At 68.5% G+C, this 17,677-nt stretch carries 14 protein-coding genes; 9 read left to right on the top strand and 5 right to left on the bottom strand.

Translation table 11 applies throughout. From position 1 onward, the window contains the following. The first annotated feature begins 443 nt into the window (after positions 1–443). The 3 genes from OG782_RS28770 to OG782_RS28760 all read left to right on the top strand — a co-directional run bounded on the left by OG782_RS28770 (position 444) and on the right by OG782_RS28760 (position 4,568). Positions 444–1,448 carry a TauD/TfdA dioxygenase family protein gene (locus tag OG782_RS28770; RefSeq protein ID WP_406455791.1) on the top strand — a complete coding sequence of 335 codons (1,005 nt, stop codon included), beginning with the start codon at positions 444–446 and terminating at the stop codon, positions 1,446–1,448. A gap of 218 nt (positions 1,449–1,666) precedes the next feature. Next, the gene (locus OG782_RS28765; RefSeq protein WP_406455789.1) at positions 1,667–2,809 is read left to right on the top strand and encodes a glycosyltransferase family 4 protein; all 1,143 of its coding nucleotides are present in this window, start codon (positions 1,667–1,669) and stop codon (positions 2,807–2,809) included. 76 nt (positions 2,810–2,885) lie between these two features. Then, positions 2,886–4,568, top strand: a complete 1,683-nt coding sequence (locus tag OG782_RS28760; RefSeq protein WP_406455787.1) for a carbamoyltransferase N-terminal domain-containing protein — start codon at positions 2,886–2,888, stop codon at positions 4,566–4,568. Positions 4,569–4,657: 89 nt separating this feature from the next. Here the strand turns inward: OG782_RS28760 and OG782_RS28755 are convergent, their stop codons facing one another. After that, entirely contained in the window at positions 4,658–5,197 is a 540-nt protein-coding gene (locus tag OG782_RS28755) for a hypothetical protein (RefSeq protein ID WP_406455786.1), read from the bottom strand. Further along, positions 5,194–7,185, bottom strand: coding sequence for a Gfo/Idh/MocA family oxidoreductase (locus tag OG782_RS28750; protein WP_406455784.1), 1,992 nt, complete (start codon positions 7,183–7,185; stop codon positions 5,194–5,196). Before OG782_RS28750 ends, OG782_RS28755 begins: the two co-directional genes overlap by 4 nt. A gap of 150 nt (positions 7,186–7,335) precedes the next feature. On the opposite strand from OG782_RS28750, the gene OG782_RS28745 reads away from it, so the two are divergent. Continuing rightward, positions 7,336–8,001, top strand: a complete 666-nt coding sequence (locus OG782_RS28745) for a methyltransferase domain-containing protein (RefSeq protein ID WP_406455782.1) — start codon at positions 7,336–7,338, stop codon at positions 7,999–8,001. On the opposite strand, the gene OG782_RS28740 is transcribed toward OG782_RS28745, so the two are convergent. Beyond that, entirely contained in the window at positions 7,974–8,810 is an 837-nt protein-coding gene (locus OG782_RS28740; RefSeq protein ID WP_406455780.1) for a hypothetical protein, read from the bottom strand. The two genes, OG782_RS28745 and OG782_RS28740, sit on opposite strands and share 28 nt — an antisense overlap. A 927-nt stretch (positions 8,811–9,737) precedes the next feature. On the opposite strand from OG782_RS28740, the gene OG782_RS28735 reads away from it, so the two are divergent. Then, a complete protein-coding gene (locus OG782_RS28735; protein ID WP_406455778.1) occupies positions 9,738–10,178 on the top strand; it encodes a hypothetical protein in 441 nt (146 codons plus the stop codon). Between the two features lie 120 nt (positions 10,179–10,298). On the opposite strand, the gene OG782_RS28730 is transcribed toward OG782_RS28735, so the two are convergent. Together OG782_RS28730 and galE are read right to left on the bottom strand one after the other, a co-directional pair. Beyond that, on the bottom strand, positions 10,299–10,532 hold the full coding sequence (locus OG782_RS28730; protein ID WP_406455776.1) for a hypothetical protein: 234 nt from the start codon (positions 10,530–10,532) through the stop codon (positions 10,299–10,301). A 91-nt stretch (positions 10,533–10,623) separates the two neighbouring features. Continuing rightward, positions 10,624–11,613, bottom strand: a complete 990-nt coding sequence (galE, locus tag OG782_RS28725) for a UDP-glucose 4-epimerase GalE (RefSeq protein WP_406455774.1) — start codon at positions 11,611–11,613, stop codon at positions 10,624–10,626. 510 nt (positions 11,614–12,123) lie between these two features. On the opposite strand from galE, the gene OG782_RS28720 reads away from it, so the two are divergent. The 4 genes from OG782_RS28720 (at position 12,124) to OG782_RS28705 (ending at position 17,671) form a co-directional block, all read left to right on the top strand. Beyond that, entirely contained in the window at positions 12,124–13,146 is a 1,023-nt protein-coding gene (locus tag OG782_RS28720; protein ID WP_406455772.1) for a UDP-glucuronic acid decarboxylase family protein, read from the top strand. A 97-nt stretch (positions 13,147–13,243) separates the two neighbouring features. Continuing rightward, on the top strand, positions 13,244–14,023 hold the full coding sequence (locus OG782_RS28715; protein ID WP_406455770.1) for a hypothetical protein: 780 nt from the start codon (positions 13,244–13,246) through the stop codon (positions 14,021–14,023). A gap of 169 nt (positions 14,024–14,192) precedes the next feature. Then, positions 14,193–15,068: a hypothetical protein gene (locus tag OG782_RS28710; RefSeq protein ID WP_406455768.1), complete on the top strand. Its 876-nt coding sequence runs from the start codon at positions 14,193–14,195 to the stop codon at positions 15,066–15,068. Beyond that, positions 15,065–17,671 carry a pyridoxal-phosphate dependent enzyme gene (locus OG782_RS28705; RefSeq protein WP_406455766.1) on the top strand — a complete coding sequence of 869 codons (2,607 nt, stop codon included), beginning with the start codon at positions 15,065–15,067 and terminating at the stop codon, positions 17,669–17,671. Before OG782_RS28710 ends, OG782_RS28705 begins: the two co-directional genes overlap by 4 nt. The last annotated feature ends 6 nt before the right edge of the window (positions 17,672–17,677 follow it).

Below are 17,677 nucleotides of genomic sequence, written 5' to 3'. Positions count from 1 at the left end.
GTCCTCGCAGAACGCAAGAACACCATCCGAATCAAGTCTTGCCGATGCCATCGGGATCAGGGCCGAAATGAGCGCCGGAGTGTCTGTTGCAGCGGATCAATTGGGCAGCAGTGACGTGAGAGACAGAGGGGAGGGAGATATTCGTACCAGGATTTGGCCGAATCCACAGGAGACACAGGTGGAGCCTCTTGACGTTCCTGAATGGTTGCCGACAATCGAATAAGTCGGGTGCTGATTTCGTCGTGCTCTGTGCAGAAGATCTCGGCGGCGACAGAGCACACGCGGACCGCGCGGGTAGCGTCAATGCCGCCTTGGCAGCCCGCCGCACATCCCTGCGATGACGGCACCGCCGACGCACGACTGCCGAAGTCACGAATTCGACCGGCTCACCATTGCTGTCCGTGGTGGGGACGTCTGCCCGGCATGACCAAGGGAGCAGGACAGTGACCGAGGAATCGCCCAGGACCGAGGTCCGCCGCATCGCCGGAAGGATCGGGGCGGAGATCCGGGGTGTCGAGCTGAGGGAGCCGGACAGGCTGGGGCCCCAAACCATGGCGGAGATCCGGGCCGCCCTGCTCCGGCACAAAGTGATCTTCTTCACCGGCCAGCACCTGAACCATGCCGACCATGTGGCGCTCGCCCGTCGCTTCGGCGCGGTGACCCGCCTTCCGGGCTCGCAGCACGGTACCCATCCGGAAGGATTCCCGGAGATTCTGGTCGTCGATACGGCTGCGAACGAAGCTCGGCGCGGCATGAGGTTCGAGGAGCGGCTGCGCCGTAAGTCGGAGCGGCATGACTCCGGTTGGCACGTGGACGTCGCCTCCGTCGTGAATCCGCCGGCCCTGTCGGTGCTCAGCTGCGAAGTGGTCCCGGAGTTCGGCGGCGACACCCAGTGGACCAGCCTCGTCGCCGCCTATGAGGGGCTGTCCCGTCCGCTCCGGCAGCTGGCCGACGGTCTGCGCGCCGAGCACGCTCTGCACGCCGGGGTACGGCTGCTCCTGTCCGACGATGAGGACCTGGAGATCATCCGCAAGCGGGTCCGGGAAACACTGGTGTCCCTCCACCCCGTGGTGCGGGTGCACCCGGAGACCGGAGAGAAGGCGCTCTTCCTGCCACCGTCCTCCGTCTCCCACATCGCCGGCCTGCTCCCCTGGGAGAGCGACGGCATCCTCGACGTGTTCCTCACCCACCTCAGCCGCCCGGACTACACCGTGCGACATCGCTGGGCACCCGGCGATGTCGCCATCTGGGACAACCGCGCGGTCGCCCATCTCCAGCCCGCTGATCTCCCTCACACCGACTACCGGCGCACGATGTACCGGGTGCTGGTCCTTGGCGACCGCCCGGTCGGACCGGACGGATTCGTCTCCGAGTCCGTCCGGGGCGAACCGCTCAAGGACTTCAGCCAATCCGGCGGGGGCGAAGCCACCGGACCGGTACCGGAATAGATGTACTGCGGACAGGACTCCGGCGCCCCGGGACTCAGGCCCCCGGCCCCGGCCCGAAGGCGATGCGCACTCCACAGAGGTCGGTGCCCCCGGCGCCGGCCCTTCCCGAAGGCCGCGACGTCCACAACGCCATCGTTGCGACGCACCGACCGGCACCCGCTTCAAGTAGATCGGCTCCACCCACGTCTCCGCCTACGAACCATCGAGGTGAGGTCCTCTTGCGGATCGTCTATCTGCACGCGTGCGAGATTCCCTCGGTCTACGCCAACGGCGTTCATGTGATGCGCATGTGCGACGCCTTCGCCGACGCGGGGCATGAGATCACCCTCTACGCGGGGACGGGTTCCACGTCGGCCGATGACATCCACGCGTACTACGGGAACCGCAACCGGTTCCCGGTACGCATCTTCGGCACTCCCCGGATTCCGGTGCTCGGCCGTTGGATCCGCGCCTGGCGGATCCGCCGGGACGTGCGCCGCTCCGGTGCCGTCGATCTCGTCTACGGCAGGGATCTGTACGCGCTGCTCGCCTCGGCCGGTCTGGCGCCTCTCGTCTACGAAACGCACCTTCTGAGGCCCGGCAGGGGCCAACGCCTCGTCGAACGGGTGCTCTTCCGATTGCCGGGTCTGCGCCGCGTGGTCACCGTCACCCATGCGCTCGCCGAGGACTACCGCCGCACCGTCCCCCGGTTGCGACGCCGCGGCGGGCCGGAGGTGGTGGCCGTCTCCGACTGTGCCGATCTCCCGCCGGACACAGGGCCGGCGGCCACGCTGCCGGGCCGGCCGGACGCCCTGAAGGTGGGGTATGTCGGCCATCTCTACCCGGGCCGGGGCATCGACGTCGTGCTCGCTCTGGCCGGCTCCCTGCCTGATGCGGACTTCCACCTCGTCGGCGGCACGGACGAGGACCTGGCCCACTGGCGGAGCCGGCCCCGTACGCCCAACGTGTACTTCCACGGCCATCAGCCGCCCGCCCGGCTGCACCCCTACTACCGCGCGTTCGACCTCGTCCTCGCCCCCTACCAGCAGCGCGTCGCCGTGGCCGGTGGCATGGGCGACATCAGCCGCTGGATCTCGCCGATGAAACTGTTCGAGTACATGGCCCACGGCAAGACGATCATCGCCTCCGACCTGCCGGTGCTCAGGGAGGTCCTGACGGACGGCGTCAACTGCCTGCTCTGCCCGCCCGATGACCTCGCGGCCTGGACCGCGGCCGTAAAGCACCTGGCCGGCGCGCCCGAGGAACGTGCGGCCCTGGGAGCGACGGCCGAACGGCAACTGCGCAGCGACTACACCTGGCGGGCCCGCGTGGACCGGGTCCTGCCCAACCTGGACAGCGCACCCGGGCTCGGGAGCGGATGACGACAGTGAACACGAACGAGCCGGTCGCCGATGCGGCGATCGACGGCGTCCTCATCACTGAAGAAAGGGCATTGCCTTGTTGATCTGCGGCATCAAGGTTTCGCATGACGGCGGCATCGCGGTGATCGACGGAAACCGTCTGCTCTTCAGCGTCGAGTTGGAGAAGTTCGACAACAATCCACGCTACAGCCCACTGGGGGATCTCCGTCGGGTGCCGGACATCCTCAGGTCCGAGGGTGTGGACCCCGAGGACATCGACCGCTTCGTCGTGGACGGCTGGAGGACATCGGTCGAGAATCCCTGGGCCGTGTCCACGTTCAAGGACGGAGAACCGACTGTCCTGCCCGTAGCGCCCTACGTGGACGGCTCGCTGTCGGCCGATCCTCTGCACCGCTACACGTTCACCGCGCACGACTTCAGCCGGAGGTCTCCCGGTTACGTCAGCTACCACCACGTGACGAACCATGTGCTCGGCGCCTACTGCTCCGGCCCCTTCGCCGCGCAGGGCGATGACGCCCTCGCGCTCGTGTGGGACGGCGGCACCACGGCCAGGCTGTACGCGATCGCGCCGAAGGAAGGGTCCGTCAGGCCGGTAGCCGAGTTACTGCCGTTCCGTGGAAGGCTGTTCGCTCTCTTCTCCGCAAACCTCGGGCCGTTTCGCACGAACTCCGAGGAGGATGGCCTCGAAGCCGATTGGCGCTACCGCTCCGTCCCGGGAAAGGCGATGGCCTATGCGGCGCTGGGCAAGGTGGAGCAGGACGCGCTCCCGGCTCTCGGCGCTCTCCTCGACGGCATGTCCGAGGCGGACAGGGAGAGCAGCCTCGCCCTGGGCCGGGAACTGACCACCAAGCGCGAGCGGCTCTTTCCGGGCATGTCGGACGCCGACCTCATCGCGACCTTCCAGGAATATCTCGGTCGCGCGCTCGTATCCGCCCTCGCAGACGTGGTGCGAGACAGATACAAGGGCCGATATCCGCGCCTGGTGATGGCCGGCGGCTGCGCTCTCAACATCAAATGGAACTCGGCGATCCGGGCCGCCGGGCTCTTCGAGGAGATCTGGATCCCGCCGTTCCCCAATGACTCCGGCGCCGCCATCGGCACCGCCTGCTGCGAGATGGTGAGCAGCACGGAACACCGCTCCCTCGACTGGGACGTCCACAGCGGTCCGCGCGTCTCCCGGGACGGGAGCCTGCCGCAGGGGTGGCGCGTACGAGCCTGCGACGAACGCCAGCTGGCCGAGCTGCTGCACGCCGAAGGGTCGCCTGTCGTCGTCCTCTCCGGCCGGGCGGAGCTCGGGCCGAGGGCGCTGGGGAACCGCAGCATCATCGCTCCCGCCACCGACGCCGGGACCAAGGGCCTGCTCAACGCGATGAAGGAGCGGGAGGCGTACCGCCCCGTCGCGCCGGTCTGTCTCGCGCACCGGGCGAGCGAGGTGTTCGACCCGGGGTGCGAGGACCCGTTCATGCTCTTCGAGCACCGTGTGCGGCCGCAGTGGGTACGGCGCATACCGGCGGTCATCCACCTCGACGGCACTGCGCGGCTGCAGACGGTCGGTTCCACGTCGAGCAGCGCCGTCGCGCGCATCCTCACGGCCTATGAGGAACTGAGCGGCATCCCCGTCCTGTGCAACACCAGCGCCAATTACAACGGGCGCGGCTTCTTCCCGGACGTCGCGTCGGCCGCCGAATGGGGCCGCGCCCGGTACGTCTGGTCGGACGGCCGGCTCTTCACCCGCCCTGAGCAGGCCGAGAAGTCGTAGCCCCGGTGAGGGGCGTGAGCGTCGCGCACCCGCGCACCGCGCACCGGGTTTCAGCCCGGTGCGCGGGTGCGTCGGGTGAGTCAAGTGAGTCAGGTGCCGGTGAGGCCGTCGGCCATCGGCTGGATGTCGCGCAGGGCATGTGCCATCAGGTGATCGGGTACGTCGCCGCCGCGGCCCTCCCAGGAGACGGGCAGGACATGGACGCCCGGCAGGTGAACAGCGTGGTAGGTGGGGAACGACGTCGTGCTGCTCAGTGGGCGGGCCGCGAGCAGGACACGTCCGCCGGGCACGACCGAGGCCAGTGCCTCACGGATCCCGGCGGTGGTGCCCGTCGTCTCGACGGCCACCTCCAGCCGCGGACCGGAGCCCGGTGCCGGGCCGGGCAGGGCCAGCCGGACGAGGCGGGCGAGGGCGCCGTCCCCCACCACCTGGGCGGCGGCCCCGCCCACGACCGTCGCGATGTCGTGGGCGGTGGCGGCCCAGGCACGCGCGGCGCGCTCGCCGGCTCCCACCGGGGGGTACCCGTACGCCCAGGTCTCGGCGGCTTCCGGGTCGTCGGCGAACCACACCAGGTCCGCTGCCGCCGGGGAGCCGTCCCAAGGGCGTGTGACGCGCCGCCAGGCGCTCACGGCGCGCCGCCTTCGAGGAGACCGGCCGGGGAGACGGCGCGGCCGAGTCGCGCGGAGGTGTAGGCGGCCTCCACCACTGCCTGGGTGCGCAGGCCGTCGGCGAGGCTCACGTCCACCGGTGTGCCCTCGTGGACCGCCCGCGCGAAGCGGGTGAACGCCCAGGTGCGCAGGTCGATCGCGGTCGGTGGCGGCCCGGTGGCGGGCCCTGACTCCGGATCGGGCGTCCCCCGCCGGGTGAGCGCGTAGTGCGGTGTCAGCCGCACCTCACCCTTCTCGCCCCAGACCCGGGTCCGCATGCCGCGGCCGCCGGCCACGCTCGCGCTGCCCACGAGGGTGGCGACGACGGTGCCGAAGCGCAGGACGACACTGACCACGTCCTCGATTCCGGGGGCCGACGCCGTCGACGAGGGTGCGGTCTCCGCGTAGACGCGGTCGGGTTCGCGGCCGATGAGTGCCCGGACCGCGTCGATCTGGTGGATGAGGTTCATGATGAGGAATCCGCCGCCCGCGCGCTCTTTCGACAGGCGCCAGGTGGTGGAGACGCGACCGCTGATGCCGCCGAGGAAGTACGCGGCGGGCTTGTCGGTGAAGTACGTGGTGGCGGCGCCGAGCGGCTCGCCGATCTCCCCCGCCTCGACGGCCGCGCGGGCCTGGAGGAACCTCGGGTCCGTGCGGGTCGGGAAGAGGACACCGGTGCGCAGCCCGCTCCTCTCCGCGAGCTCGGCCATCCGCCGCGCCGGGACCAGGTCCTGGGCGACGGGCTTCTCCAGCAGGACGTGCTTGCCGGCGGCCAGTGCCTGGGTGAGCAGCGGCTCGTGGGTGTCGTGCGGAGTGGCGACGACGACCACGTCGACGTCGGGGCGCGCCAGCAGGGCCGACACGGAGGTCTCCCATGCTCCACCGAACCGGGCGGCGGTCTCCTGCGCCAGCTCCGCGACGGGGTCGTGGCAGGCGGTCAGCTCGGCCTCGTCCGCCGCGGCGAGCGCCCTGGCGTCCTCGATGCCGATGTCTCCGCAACCGAGCAGGCCGAAGCGCAGCGGGCGGGCGACGAGAGCGGGCCGGCCCGGGGCAGGGCTCGGGGCGTCCCAGTGCAGCACGGCGCTGATGAAGGCACGGTCGTCGGCGAGGCGCCGGTAGACCTCCGGGGCCTTGTGTGCCGGATAGTCGGCCAGGACGTCCCTGACGGTGAAGCGGCGCTGCTCCAGCAGGGAGAAGAAGAGGTCGGAGAGCCGTTCCTCATCCGCCTCGGTCATCCGGGAGACATGGGCGCCGCGCAGGTGGATCCGGCGGTCGTGGAGTTGCTGGAGCGGAACGTGGGCCTGTTCGGCCCTCGGCGATCCCAGCAGTACCACCCGCCCGCCGTCCGCGGCCGCGGCGATGGCGACGGCCAGGCCGGGGCCGGTGTCGGTGGCGTCCACGACGAGGGGGGTGCCGCCCTCGAGCCGTCCGGGCTCCTCGAACACGGTGAAGGGTTCGCTCCTGGTGCTCCACGTTCTGGCGGCGGACGCCGCGACCGCCCGCACCCTCGGCGCGCCGAGGGCCACCGCCAGCCGGCGGGTGATGACACCGAGCAGGCCCTGGCCGACCACCGTCACCGGCTCTCCCGGGCATCCCCCGGCCTCGATGCCGTGCAGCGCGGTGAGGGCGAGCTGCCAGACCGCGGCATCGGCGGGCCGGACGCCATCGGGCAGCGTGCGCACACAGCGGGGTGGCACGACCGCCACATCGGCGTGGCGCGCCCGGCGTACCGCTACCCGGGTACCCGCGGCTAACCCGGGGCCGCTGCGCACCGTACCGGCGGCCATGTAGCCGGGGAACTCCGGGAACCGGGAACCGGCGGTCGGACGATCCAGCAGGATCGCGCGTTCGGTACCGGGTGACAGGACGCTCACGGCGACATCGACCACGACATGTCCGGGGCCGCCCTGCGGTTCGTCCTGTTCGACGACCTCGCACCTGCCGCGACCGGGTAGGACCACCTGTCTCATGCACGCCTCCACGGGAAATTCAGAGATTTCGATCGGGGATGATCCCCGATTGCGGAATGGATGCCCGAATACCATTGCCCACAGGCGGTGTTGACCGAACGTTGATTCTCAGGCACGGTAAAGCGCGTGATATCTTTGACACTGCGAAAGATGAATTTCGATCCCCGGACCATCGCACTCGTCGAGCATGATTTCGCCCGCTTCCTCGCGCGGTTCAGGCAACGCCGCCGCGTACGGAAGCCGGAAGGCGTCCCACAACACCGCAGAATCCATTTGGGCTGTGGCGACCGGCGCGTTCCCGGCTGGCTCAACTGCGATGTCGCCGGCTCCGAGTTCGACATCGATCTGGCGGCCGGCCGGCTGCCGTTCCCGGACGGCTCGGTATCGGTGGTGGTGATGCAACACGTCGTCGAGCATCTGGAACTGCACGGGCAACTGATCCCGCTGTTGCGGGAACTGCACCGGGTCTGCGCGGACGATGCCACGCTCTGGCTGTCCTGCCCAGATCTGGCCAAGGTCTGCGCCGCCTACGCCGTGGACCGGGGGCAGGCCCTGAAGGAGGACCGCTGCAGCCGTTGGCCGGACTACTCCCTCGGCGGAGCTCCCGTCCAGCACTTCATCAACGACCTCTTCCAGGCGCGCGGCAGACACCGCAACCTCCTCGATCTCGAACTGCTCGACTGGGCGCTCGGCCAGGCCGGCTTCCTCTCCGGCGAACGGATCATGGAAGCCGACCTGCTCGCCGCGCACCCCGAGTTCCCGGCACGACACGACGACGCGCAGTCTCTTTACGTGAGGGCGTGCAAGTCCCGGTAGTGGCACCACAGGTCGTAGAGAGGGATCTCCGCCGGGTCGGCCCGGGTCGGTTTGACCGGATCCGTCCAGTGAACCATCAGCGCCGGGGGGACGGCGGGGTGCACGATCCCGCCGTCCTTCGCCTGGACGCCGGGCGCCCAGGCGAAGACCTCGGCCGGAATGGTCCGGTCGCCGGTGGCGGTGCGCAGTTGATGCAGGCTGGTGTAGGGCAGCCCCGATGTGACGATGAGGTAGTTCAGGAACGGCTGCTCGTAGCCGAGCTTCATGTGCGGCGCCAGCTCGCGGGCCGCGGGAAGCGCGGCAGTGATTCCAGCCAATGAGAGCGCGCCTTTCCGGGAGGTCACGAATCCGGTGTTCGCGGCGTATTCATACTGCTTCGCCGTCAGCTTTCCGGACTTCCTGATGGATTCCAGCCAGGCGCGCCCCGGAAGGTTCGACGTGGCGGTGACGAAACCGTAATCCGCGAGGTAGTCGAAGACGAAGTCGATGTTCCGCAGGACGGCCGTGTCGCTGTCGATATAGAGAAACTCGTCGAACTCGCCCTCCCACGCGGCGAGTTTCCTGAAATGCCCTTTTCGCCGCTGGTGGAACGAGAGGCTGATCTCATCACACCGTGACAGCAGCCGCTCGTCCTCCCACACCGTGAACCCGTACCGGTCGCCCAGCGCGGCGACCTGTCCGTACTCTCCGTCGAAGGGGATCAGCCGGAGCGGAATGTCGGGGTTGGTGCGGCGGAAGCTGTTGAGGAACACGGTGACCAGCTCCACCACACGGTCGTTGGCCACGAAGTACACGCCGCGTTCGGGCATGGCGTCTCGCCCCTTCTCGTCAAGGAGTGCCGGGTCAGGAGTCGGTGCGGGCAGTTCGCGGATCAACGCGGACGGCCTCGGGGACGAAGTCGTCAGTCGTCCGAGACGAAGCCGTCCGGGCCGGCCGGGTGATCGCCCCGAAAGCGGCAAGCACACCGGCAACCGTGACCTGCGGCAATGATGGAAAGCGGTAGGACGCGCACTCGGAAAAGTCACTGAGTCGTTCGGGACGGACGGCGGCAGCGCGCTCTCCCATCCTCCGGATTGCACATGCCCAGTCAAGGGTGCGCACTACCCGACGCACCGATTCGGACACCCGGCGTAGTGGACTGCCGGCGCGGGGGACCGCGGACGTTCCCGCCATTCCCCGCATGCTGACCGACAACACGACCGCCCGGCGCGACAGCGCACGGGCATCCCCCCTCCTCAGCGCTTCCGGCTACCCGGCGCCGCCCATCCATCCGTAGGCCTTCGCGCAGGTCTCGGCGCCGGCCGCGCGCCACGGTCCCTCGACCGCCCGCCTCGACCCGCTGCCCACACCCACGGCGCCGTGGCGCGCGAAACCGCGCGAACCGGTCCGGCTCCTGCCGCGACGAGAACCTCGACCGGACCCCCGTTCCCCGCCGCGCCCGGCACCCGGTACGGGCCCAGGCCGAATGACTGGAAGAGGACGAGGCCCGGCACGGAACCCCGCACGGCTCGGGACCGGACAGGACACGGCGGGTCGCCGAACGGACCTTGCCTGGCTCCACCAGCTCGAACGGCTCAGCCGGGCCACAGCGAGCGGGCCGTCAAGGTAACGGCATTCACGCAGGTCAATGCGTGGGTGACGCCGGCAGCCAGGCGTCGCAGCACGGTCGGCCGGCGTGAAGTCGTTGCCAGGGCCCTGATGTGCGGGACGGCGGCCGTGCAGGCTACTTTGCTCGGATGAGTCTCCTTGATGATGTGGCCGAGCGCGACGGCTGGCGGTGCTGGGTGTGTGACGAAGCGGTCGACCCCGACGAGTCGGTGAACGACCCGCGGGGGCCCAGCGTCGACAGCCGGACCGCCGACCGGAAGGCCAAGGTCGCCGAGCGGCTCGCGCACCGCGGATGCAACACCCGCAAGGGCGCGGTCAAGGTGGTCATCGCCTGGCCGGACCGCCTGTACGTGGTCGAACCCGCGCCGCTGATCACCGTTGCCGGGAGGCTGGAGCGAAAGGGGGGCCGCGAGATGGTGGGCCGCTGCCCGACCAGGCGGGACGCCCAGGAGGCGGCGGACTGGCTGGTGGACCGGTTCTCCCGACTGGTACCGGGACTGCCGGTGACCGCCGACATCGAGCCGGGCGGCGGCCAGTTCCTCATCACCCTGGCCACGGGCCGCCGCTGACCAGGGATCACCGGCGCGTGCTCGCGTGGGCTGAGCCGTGGGCGTTCGGCATCGACCTGTCCACCGGCCAACTTCCCGTCGGGCGCTTGTGCAGCCGTGTGAGAAGCTCAGGCCGCTCGATCAGCACTCCGGACGAAGCCTCTGACGAGCCGCCTCAAGACGCTCGTCATAGTCGGATGCGAACAGCTCAGGAAGCGTCTTGTCGAGCGTTCCGGCGATCCTGTGGATCGGCGCCCAGACCGCCGGATCGTCGACAATCTGGCTGAGGTCCGTCATCTGGAGTTTCTCCAGCCAGTGCGACAGCACCAGCGCCTCGTCACTCGTGAGTTTGATCGTGACCCGGCCATCGCTCATGCACACCCCCTCGGCTCGGCCCACCCTCGACGCACGAACCCACTGGTCTTCGACCTTGACCAAACACATAGGGGCCCCGGCGCACAGGAACTCAGGTGCCGGTCGGCTCACTCGCGGCGGTCCCCTGTGCGAAGTTCCACGCATCTAGGACCATCTCGGAGAGGTCCGAGCGGCACGGCGTCCATCCCAGTCGTTCCCGGGCACGGGCGGAGGAGGCGACGAGCGTCGCAGGATCACCGGGCCGGCGCGGGGCGGCGACTTCGGGAAGGGGATGGCCGGTCACCTTGCGCGCCGCGGCAATCACCTCGCGCACGGAGAAGCCGTTGCCATTGCCGAGGTTGCAGACAAGGTGCTCTCCGGGCAAGGCGGCGTCGAGAGCGAGCAGATGGGCTTCGGCAAGATCCGCGACATGGATGTAGTCGCGGACACACGTGCCGTCAGGCGTGGCGTAGTCGTTCCCGTAGACGGAGATCGCCTCGCGCCGGCCCTGTGCGACCTGTAGCACCAGGGGTATGAGGTGGGATTCCGGATCGTGGCGCTCTCCGCGGGAACCGACCGCGCCGGCGACATTGAAGTACCGCAGCGACACCGCGGTGAGACCGTGAGCGGCACTCTCACCGGCGATCATGTGATCCACCGCGAGCTTGGACGCACCGTAGGGGTTCACGGGGACGGTCGGCGTGCTCTCGGAGATCACGGCGGTCGCCGGTTCCCCGTAGACGGCGCAGGTCGAGGAGAAGACGAGCGTGCCCACGCCCGCCTTGCGCATCGCCCGGATCAGGGCGAAGGAACCGAGAACGTTCGTGTCCCAGTATTTCTCCGGGTTGATCATCGATTCGCCGACCTCGGCGACCGCAGCAAGGTGCATCACCGCCGTATACGACGAATCGAGCACCTCGGCGGCATCCTGGATGCGCCCCTCCACGAACGCGGCACCAGCCGGTACTGCCTCTCGGAAGCCGGTGGACAGATCGTCCAGGACGGTAACCCGGTATCCGGTCTCGATCAGACGTGCGGCAACGACAGAGCCTATGTAGCCGGCCCCGCCGGTCACCAGGATCCGCCCCAGCAGGTTGCTCATGTGTGTACGTCGCCTCTCTCGTTCGCGGGCTTCCACAGAGGTAGCCCGGACAACTGCTCACCCACGGCCCCTCCCTTGGGCAGACGCCGAGTTGCAGCTCATCAGTATCACTGGCGAGCCCGTCCGGAGTGATAACGCTCAAGGTGTCCTCCTTCAGCCCCCCTTCAGCCGTTGAACCGACTGGGACGGGCGCGTTTCAACGTGGCACGCCACGGCTCTCCACGTGTACCGCGTCGACGGGTCAGGACCGTCGGGCACTGCGAGATCCTTGCCCCGGACCGGAAGAGGATGCCCAAGTACCAAGGGAACGTGGCCACTCACGGATATCCGGTGGAGGAGACGATGTCATGCTCCTCGCCTCCGGCATCCAGGCTTCGCATCTGCGCCTGCCACTCCGCCAGGCGGCGCCTTTCAGGGAGTTCACCGATGGCGCCGCCCAACTAGCCTGCCTCTGACGAGTGCGAGAACGACGTCACTGACAAGCCGACATTAGGACAAGCCAGTTGAAGCATGATCAGCTATCATCGAGACGTTCGATTAGCTGATGCCAACGGGGGCAAAGTGAGAAGAGCAGTCATCACAGGCGGCGCCGGGTTCCTTGGGTCACACCTGTGCGAACGCCTGCTGGACTCTGATTACGAGGTCGTGTGCCTCGACAATTTCCTGACGAGCGACCCTGACAACATCGCCCACCTTATGGATCACGAGTCCTTCCGGCTCGCCCGCGCCGATGTCACCGGGTACATCCATGTGGTGGGGGGCGTGGACGTCGTGCTCCACTTCGCGTCGCCCGCGTCGCCGATCGACTACCTCCAACTGCCCATCGAGACCCTGAAGGTGGGCTCGATCGGAACCCTGCACGCTCTGGGGCTCGCGAAAGAGAAGGGCGCTCGCTTCCTGCTGGCGTCCACCTCCGAGGTCTATGGCGACCCGCAGACCCACCCCCAGCCGGAGGACTACTGGGGGCACGTCAATCCGGTCGGTCCTCGCGGCGTCTACGACGAGGCCAAGCGATTCGCCGAAGCGATGACCACGGCCTACCGAACCCATCACGGGCTCGACACCGCGATTGTAAGGATCTTCAACACCTACGGCCCCAGGATGCGCGCCCACGACGGCAGGGCCATCCCCACGTTCATCAGGCAGGCCCTGGCCGGCGAACCCATCACCGTGTCGGGGGACGGCAGCCAGACCCGTTCCGTGTGCTACGTGGACGACCTGGCCAGAGGCCTGATCCAGTTCCTGGAGTCGGACGGTCACGGCCCCATGAACCTGGGCAACCCGTACGAGTTGTCCGTCCTCGAACTCGCGCACGAGGTGAAGCGACTCACTGGCTCGGACTCTCCCATCGAGTTCATCGCCAAGCCTCAGGACGACCCTATGATCCGGCGCCCCGACATCAGCCTTGCCGAAAGGAACCTCGGCTGGAAGCCGCAGGTCCCGCTCAAGGAAGGGCTGATCCGGACCATCGAGTGGTTCCGTCGGCACGCATCGGAAGAAGAAGGGGCCCTGGAGCGGGTTGCCGCTCTCTGACATGGACTGCACGCCGATATCGCTGGTCCTGGACATTCAAGCGGCTTCGGATCAACTCAGCCCACTCGGCCGGATGTTGCTGAAAGACGATCTTGAAGTGCTGGCTCGGACCCTGCGGGACCTGGCCTCCGTACACGGATGGAACGTCATCGATCACGGGCACTTCACCGAGTGGACCGCGTCCCGGGTGGAGAAGTACGACGAGGTTCTTGTCCTGGACAAGCTCTTCGTCGCACCCCCCGGCGGGGATGGTCCCAGGTACCATCGCGTCGCCGCACACCGGCGGCTGGCGGCCGGAGGGCGGCTGGTTCTGGATGTCTCGGGACTGCCCGACAGCCTGGCTGCCGGGGACCCCGCAGTACGCGTGGCCCTCGTGGACGATGCGGCATACAGCGGTGGCACCCTGGCCGGAGTGGTGGACCGTCTCGCCACATGCGGCTTCGTCGTCGACCGCGTGTTCGTCTCCGCGACGACCGATCGGGCACGTCAGCGGCTGGAGATGCGAAGTGGTGTGCCGATGGAGGCCTGCTTCCCCGATCCGGTCCGTGGCGACGTGATCCATGCCCACGACGTCTATCCGTGGCTTCCCCACTCGGGACGGCGCGCAGAGCCAATCGGGACGCAGGTGCCTGCGCGGCGGATCTCACCACTCCTGCACCGGGACGGTGCCTGGCTGAGCGATCCCGCGCTGGCCCAGGCACCGGCTCTGCGGAGGATTGCCGCCTCTGCGGTGGACCTGCTCCGGGACCACCTCGGCCGTGAGCCCGTGGCCGCGGATGTCGCCCTGCTGGGCAGAGATGTCGCGGTCCCCTTGCCGTCTGCCGCGGACGTGGCGGACACCACGCCTCTGAGGCAGCTTCTGGCCTCTCTCTTCTGAACGGCCCACACCCAAAGAACTTTGCATACGCAGCGCGTTCGTGAACCGGGCGCTTCACCCTCAGGGACTTCTCCATGCAAACAGCCTGGCCCCCGGCGGCTTCGGTATTCACTCTCGAAGGATTCATCTCCGCAGTTCTGAGCCGACCCGGCCACGAAGGGGGCTTCTGTTGTTGAACCAGGCCGCTTCCCACTTGCAGTTCGCCACCGACACAGGGCAGGTCCGTACCGTCCTCGTCGTCGTTCTCGACAGTCTCCGCTGGGACTCCTTCCAGGAAGCCCGGACCCCCGTGATCGACGAGGTCTGCTCGTTCACCGAGCAGCGGATGAGTTACGCCAGCTGGACTCTGCCCAGCCATTCCTGCCTCTTCTCCGGGCTGCTCCCCTGGCGCCCCGAGCCCGGCCGGGCGGCAGCCGCGACGTACCGCGACGACTTCCTGTTCTGGTCCCACCTCCTTACCGGCGATGGCAAGCACGCCGGCAACTTCCATCCGACCATGAGCCTCGCGGGCATGGCGGAGGAGTGCGGTTGGTCGGCTCACGCACGGGTGTCCATGCCGGTCCTTCGGCCTGAAGCAGGGCTGCGCCACGGTTTCCCCGACTACGTCCTGTCGCCGCAGGGCAGCGGCCTGGGTGCTCAGGTCTCCAGCATCCGGCTGGCCGACGACCGGCCGAACCTGGTGTTCATCAATGCCGCGGAGACGCACTACCCGTTCATGCTCCCCAAGTCTCGTCTGCCCAGGCTCCCCGGAGCCCACGGTGTGGCCGGCCGCGACCTCGCCGCAGGGTCCACCGGTCCGAGCGACGGCTACCTGCTGACGTTCTCCGACGACGACTACCTGGAGATGAAGGCGGCGCAGATACGGGCCGTCGAAGTGGCGGACCGCCGACTGGGCGCTGTGATCGAGCAGCTCCCCAAGCCCCTCGCGGTCGTCGTCACAGCTGACCACGGTGAACTCTTCGGGGAGGACGGCATGTTCGGCCACGGACCCTACTTCCATCCTGCCCTGTTCCAGGTGCCTCTGACGATGGGAGTGGTCTCTTGAGTACGGCAGTTTCGTTGCACTCCGCCGGGCACGGGCCGCACGACGGCTCCGGCGCCGACCCGCTGCTCTCCACTCTGGCTGCGGACGTACACGATGCGCGCGGGCGTATCGCCCCGCATTCCGTCCGCACGCCCACCGTGCGGCTTCCCTGGCTGGACACGGAGCATCGCGAGGTCTGGGCCAAGCTGGAGTGCTGGCAGGTCTCCGGCAGCTTCAAGGCCCGAGGAGCGCTGAACGCACTGGCAGGGTTCGAGCACGGTCAGATGTCGGTGACCGCCTCGGCGGGCAACCACGGCCTCGGGGTGGCCTTTGCCGCCCGGACCCTCGGCCAGCAGACTCGGGTCTTCGTTCCCGCCACGGCCTCGGAGCTCAAGGTCCGGCGGATCGCCGCAGCCGGTGCCCAGGTGACGGTGGTAGGCCGCGATCTCAAGGAAGCGACCGACCACGCAGTGGAGTACGCGCAGCGCCACAAGCTGCCGTTCATCTCTCCGTACGCCGATTGGAACGTTGCGGCGGGTCAGGGCACCTGCATGGCCGAAGCCATCGAGGACGCGGGAGACTTCGACACCGTCGTCGTACCCCTCGGCGGTGGGGGTCTGCTGAGCGGGGTCGGCGCCTACGCCGTGCAGCAGTCCCCGGACACACGGCTCATCGCCACGCATCCTGAGGTATTCAACCGGCCCTTCGGCCAGGACTCCGTAGACAACTGCCTGCGCAGGGCAACTCCGCCGACCTATGCGGACGGTCTCGCGGTGCAGCACACCTTCGCCAATCCGCTGGCCGATGTGCTGGATCGGCTGCTGGGCGAGGTCTGTTCCGTCTCCGAGAACGAGATCGTCCTCGGTATCTACGCGCTACTCCATGAGCACAGCCTTCTGGTCGAGGGAGCAGGCGCAACGACCGCAGCCGCGCTCCTGAGCGGAAAGGTGCCCGGCGACACGGGACGCACTCTCCTCATCCTGTCCGGCGGCAACATCTCCTCCTCCGCTCTGGCCCGTGCCATCGTTGCCGAGGTCCACGATGAGCATCTGCGCATCGGCCTCGGGCTCCGGCGGAATGTGCCGGTCCTGGAGAAGAACGAGGTTGCCGGGCTTCCCAGGCAGCGGGCGACGGGCCTGCCGCAGGACAGCACGGCAGTCGGCTCACCGGTGACCGGTTCCCCGGACACCCGCTGGGCAGAGCGTTCGCTGTCGCTGGACGACACAGCGGCACGGGCAGAGGACCACCAGCGCTACCTCGAAGCCGTCGCCCTGCCGAAGGGCAAGGTGGCGCACGAGGCCCTCGACCGGCTGCGGGACCTGGCGGACGACCTGGCCCAGGAGCTTCGCTCACCCGACTCCGGTCTTCCGGACGTGGCACCTGGGGCCCAGGAGGACACGCTGCGTCTGTTGCTCCGTGTGCGCGAGACGCTCACCAACGGACTGGAGTGGGCGAGCCCTGCGTACGACCAGAGCCAGCGGGTGAACTTCTACGACACCTCCGCTCAGGCCGCGGGCGGTGTCAACTACGCCCGGTACGGGACGAACGACCTGCGCACCCTGGAGCTCGGGCTCACCGAGATGCTCGGCCTGACCCACGGTGCTTCCGAACTGCTCGCCACCTCAAGCGGCATGGCCGCCTACCAGGTGGTCGAGAGCCTGCTGCTACGCCACGCGGTCGAGCCCGGCGACACGGTCGCCTATGCGCCGTACATCTACTTCGAGGCCGCGGAACAGCTTGAGGGGCTCCGCTTCCTGAACCATGTGCGCGCCGACAGCTACGACGCGGACCGGTTGGTCGAAGTCGTCGAAGAGCGCAACGCAAAGGTCCTGTTCGCGGATCCCGTGAACAATGTGGCCGGCCTTCCCGTGGTGGATCTGCACCGGCTCGCGGAGCTCACCGAGGGCAGGGACGGCTGGGCGGACCGGTGGCTGGTCGTCGACGGCACCATGATCTCCGGCGGACTGAACGTCTTCGACCTGTTCGGGAAGCCGGGGCATCCGCAGGTCCTCTACTACGAGAGCGCCAGCAAGTACGCCCAGTTCGGACTGGACCTGCAGATGGCAGGCCTCGTGGTAGTCCCCAGCCACCTCGCAGCCCCGGCCAGGACGATCCGCCGCAACACGGGCACCATCCTCTACCCGGATGCACTCGCCCGCTTCCCCCGGGCCGATCGCAGCGCCTATCTGGCCCGCATGGTCCAGATGTCGGCGAACACGCGCGTCATTGCGGATGTACTGCGCGGCGACCCCCGCATCGCCGAGCACATCCGGGTCGGCTGCGCGGACGACTGGGCGACTCGGGGCTGGGCGCACGGCGGCGCCGTGCTGACGGTCGAGTTCGGTCGTGCCGGACTGAACAACCGGGACGGTCTGGAAGCCGTCATCGAGCGCATGCTCGGCAACGCCCGGTCACGGGGAGTGCCGCTCGTCAAGGGACTCAGTTTCGGGTTCTCGACGACCCGCATCTCTGCTGCATCGGCCATGGCGCAGGGCTCGGACCCCTTCCTGCGCTTCTCCGTCGGGACGCATGACCGGCAGGAGATACGTGAGCAGGCCGCCGCTGCCGCCGACGCCGTCTTCGAGTACCTGCGCACGTTCGATGTATCGATGAGTGAGGGCTGATCCACC

The organism is Streptomyces sp. NBC_00876 (genome assembly GCF_045207435.1).
GTDB lineage: Bacteria > Actinomycetota > Actinomycetes > Streptomycetales > Streptomycetaceae > Streptomyces.
Note: the sequence above shows the minus strand (reverse complement) of the source record. Positions and strands in the feature narration are given on the sequence as shown.

What these genes read in the sequence shown, in the direction of transcription:
- OG782_RS28745 (WP_406455782.1), top strand. Translation starts at nt 7,336, where the DNA reads ATGAATTTCGATCCCCGGACCATCGCACTCGTCGAGCATGATTTCGCC.
- OG782_RS28720 (WP_406455772.1), top strand. Translation starts at nt 12,124, where the DNA reads ATGATCAGCTATCATCGAGACGTTCGATTAGCTGATGCCAACGGGGGC.
- OG782_RS28735 (WP_406455778.1), top strand. Translation starts at nt 9,738, where the DNA reads ATGAGTCTCCTTGATGATGTGGCCGAGCGCGACGGCTGGCGGTGCTGG.
- OG782_RS28730 (WP_406455776.1), bottom strand. Translation starts at nt 10,532, where the DNA reads ATGAGCGATGGCCGGGTCACGATCAAACTCACGAGTGACGAGGCGCTG.
- OG782_RS28750 (WP_406455784.1), bottom strand. Translation starts at nt 7,185, where the DNA reads ATGAGACAGGTGGTCCTACCCGGTCGCGGCAGGTGCGAGGTCGTCGAA.
- OG782_RS28740 (WP_406455780.1), bottom strand. Translation starts at nt 8,810, where the DNA reads ATGCCCGAACGCGGCGTGTACTTCGTGGCCAACGACCGTGTGGTGGAG.
- galE (WP_406455774.1), bottom strand. Translation starts at nt 11,613, where the DNA reads ATGAGCAACCTGCTGGGGCGGATCCTGGTGACCGGCGGGGCCGGCTAC.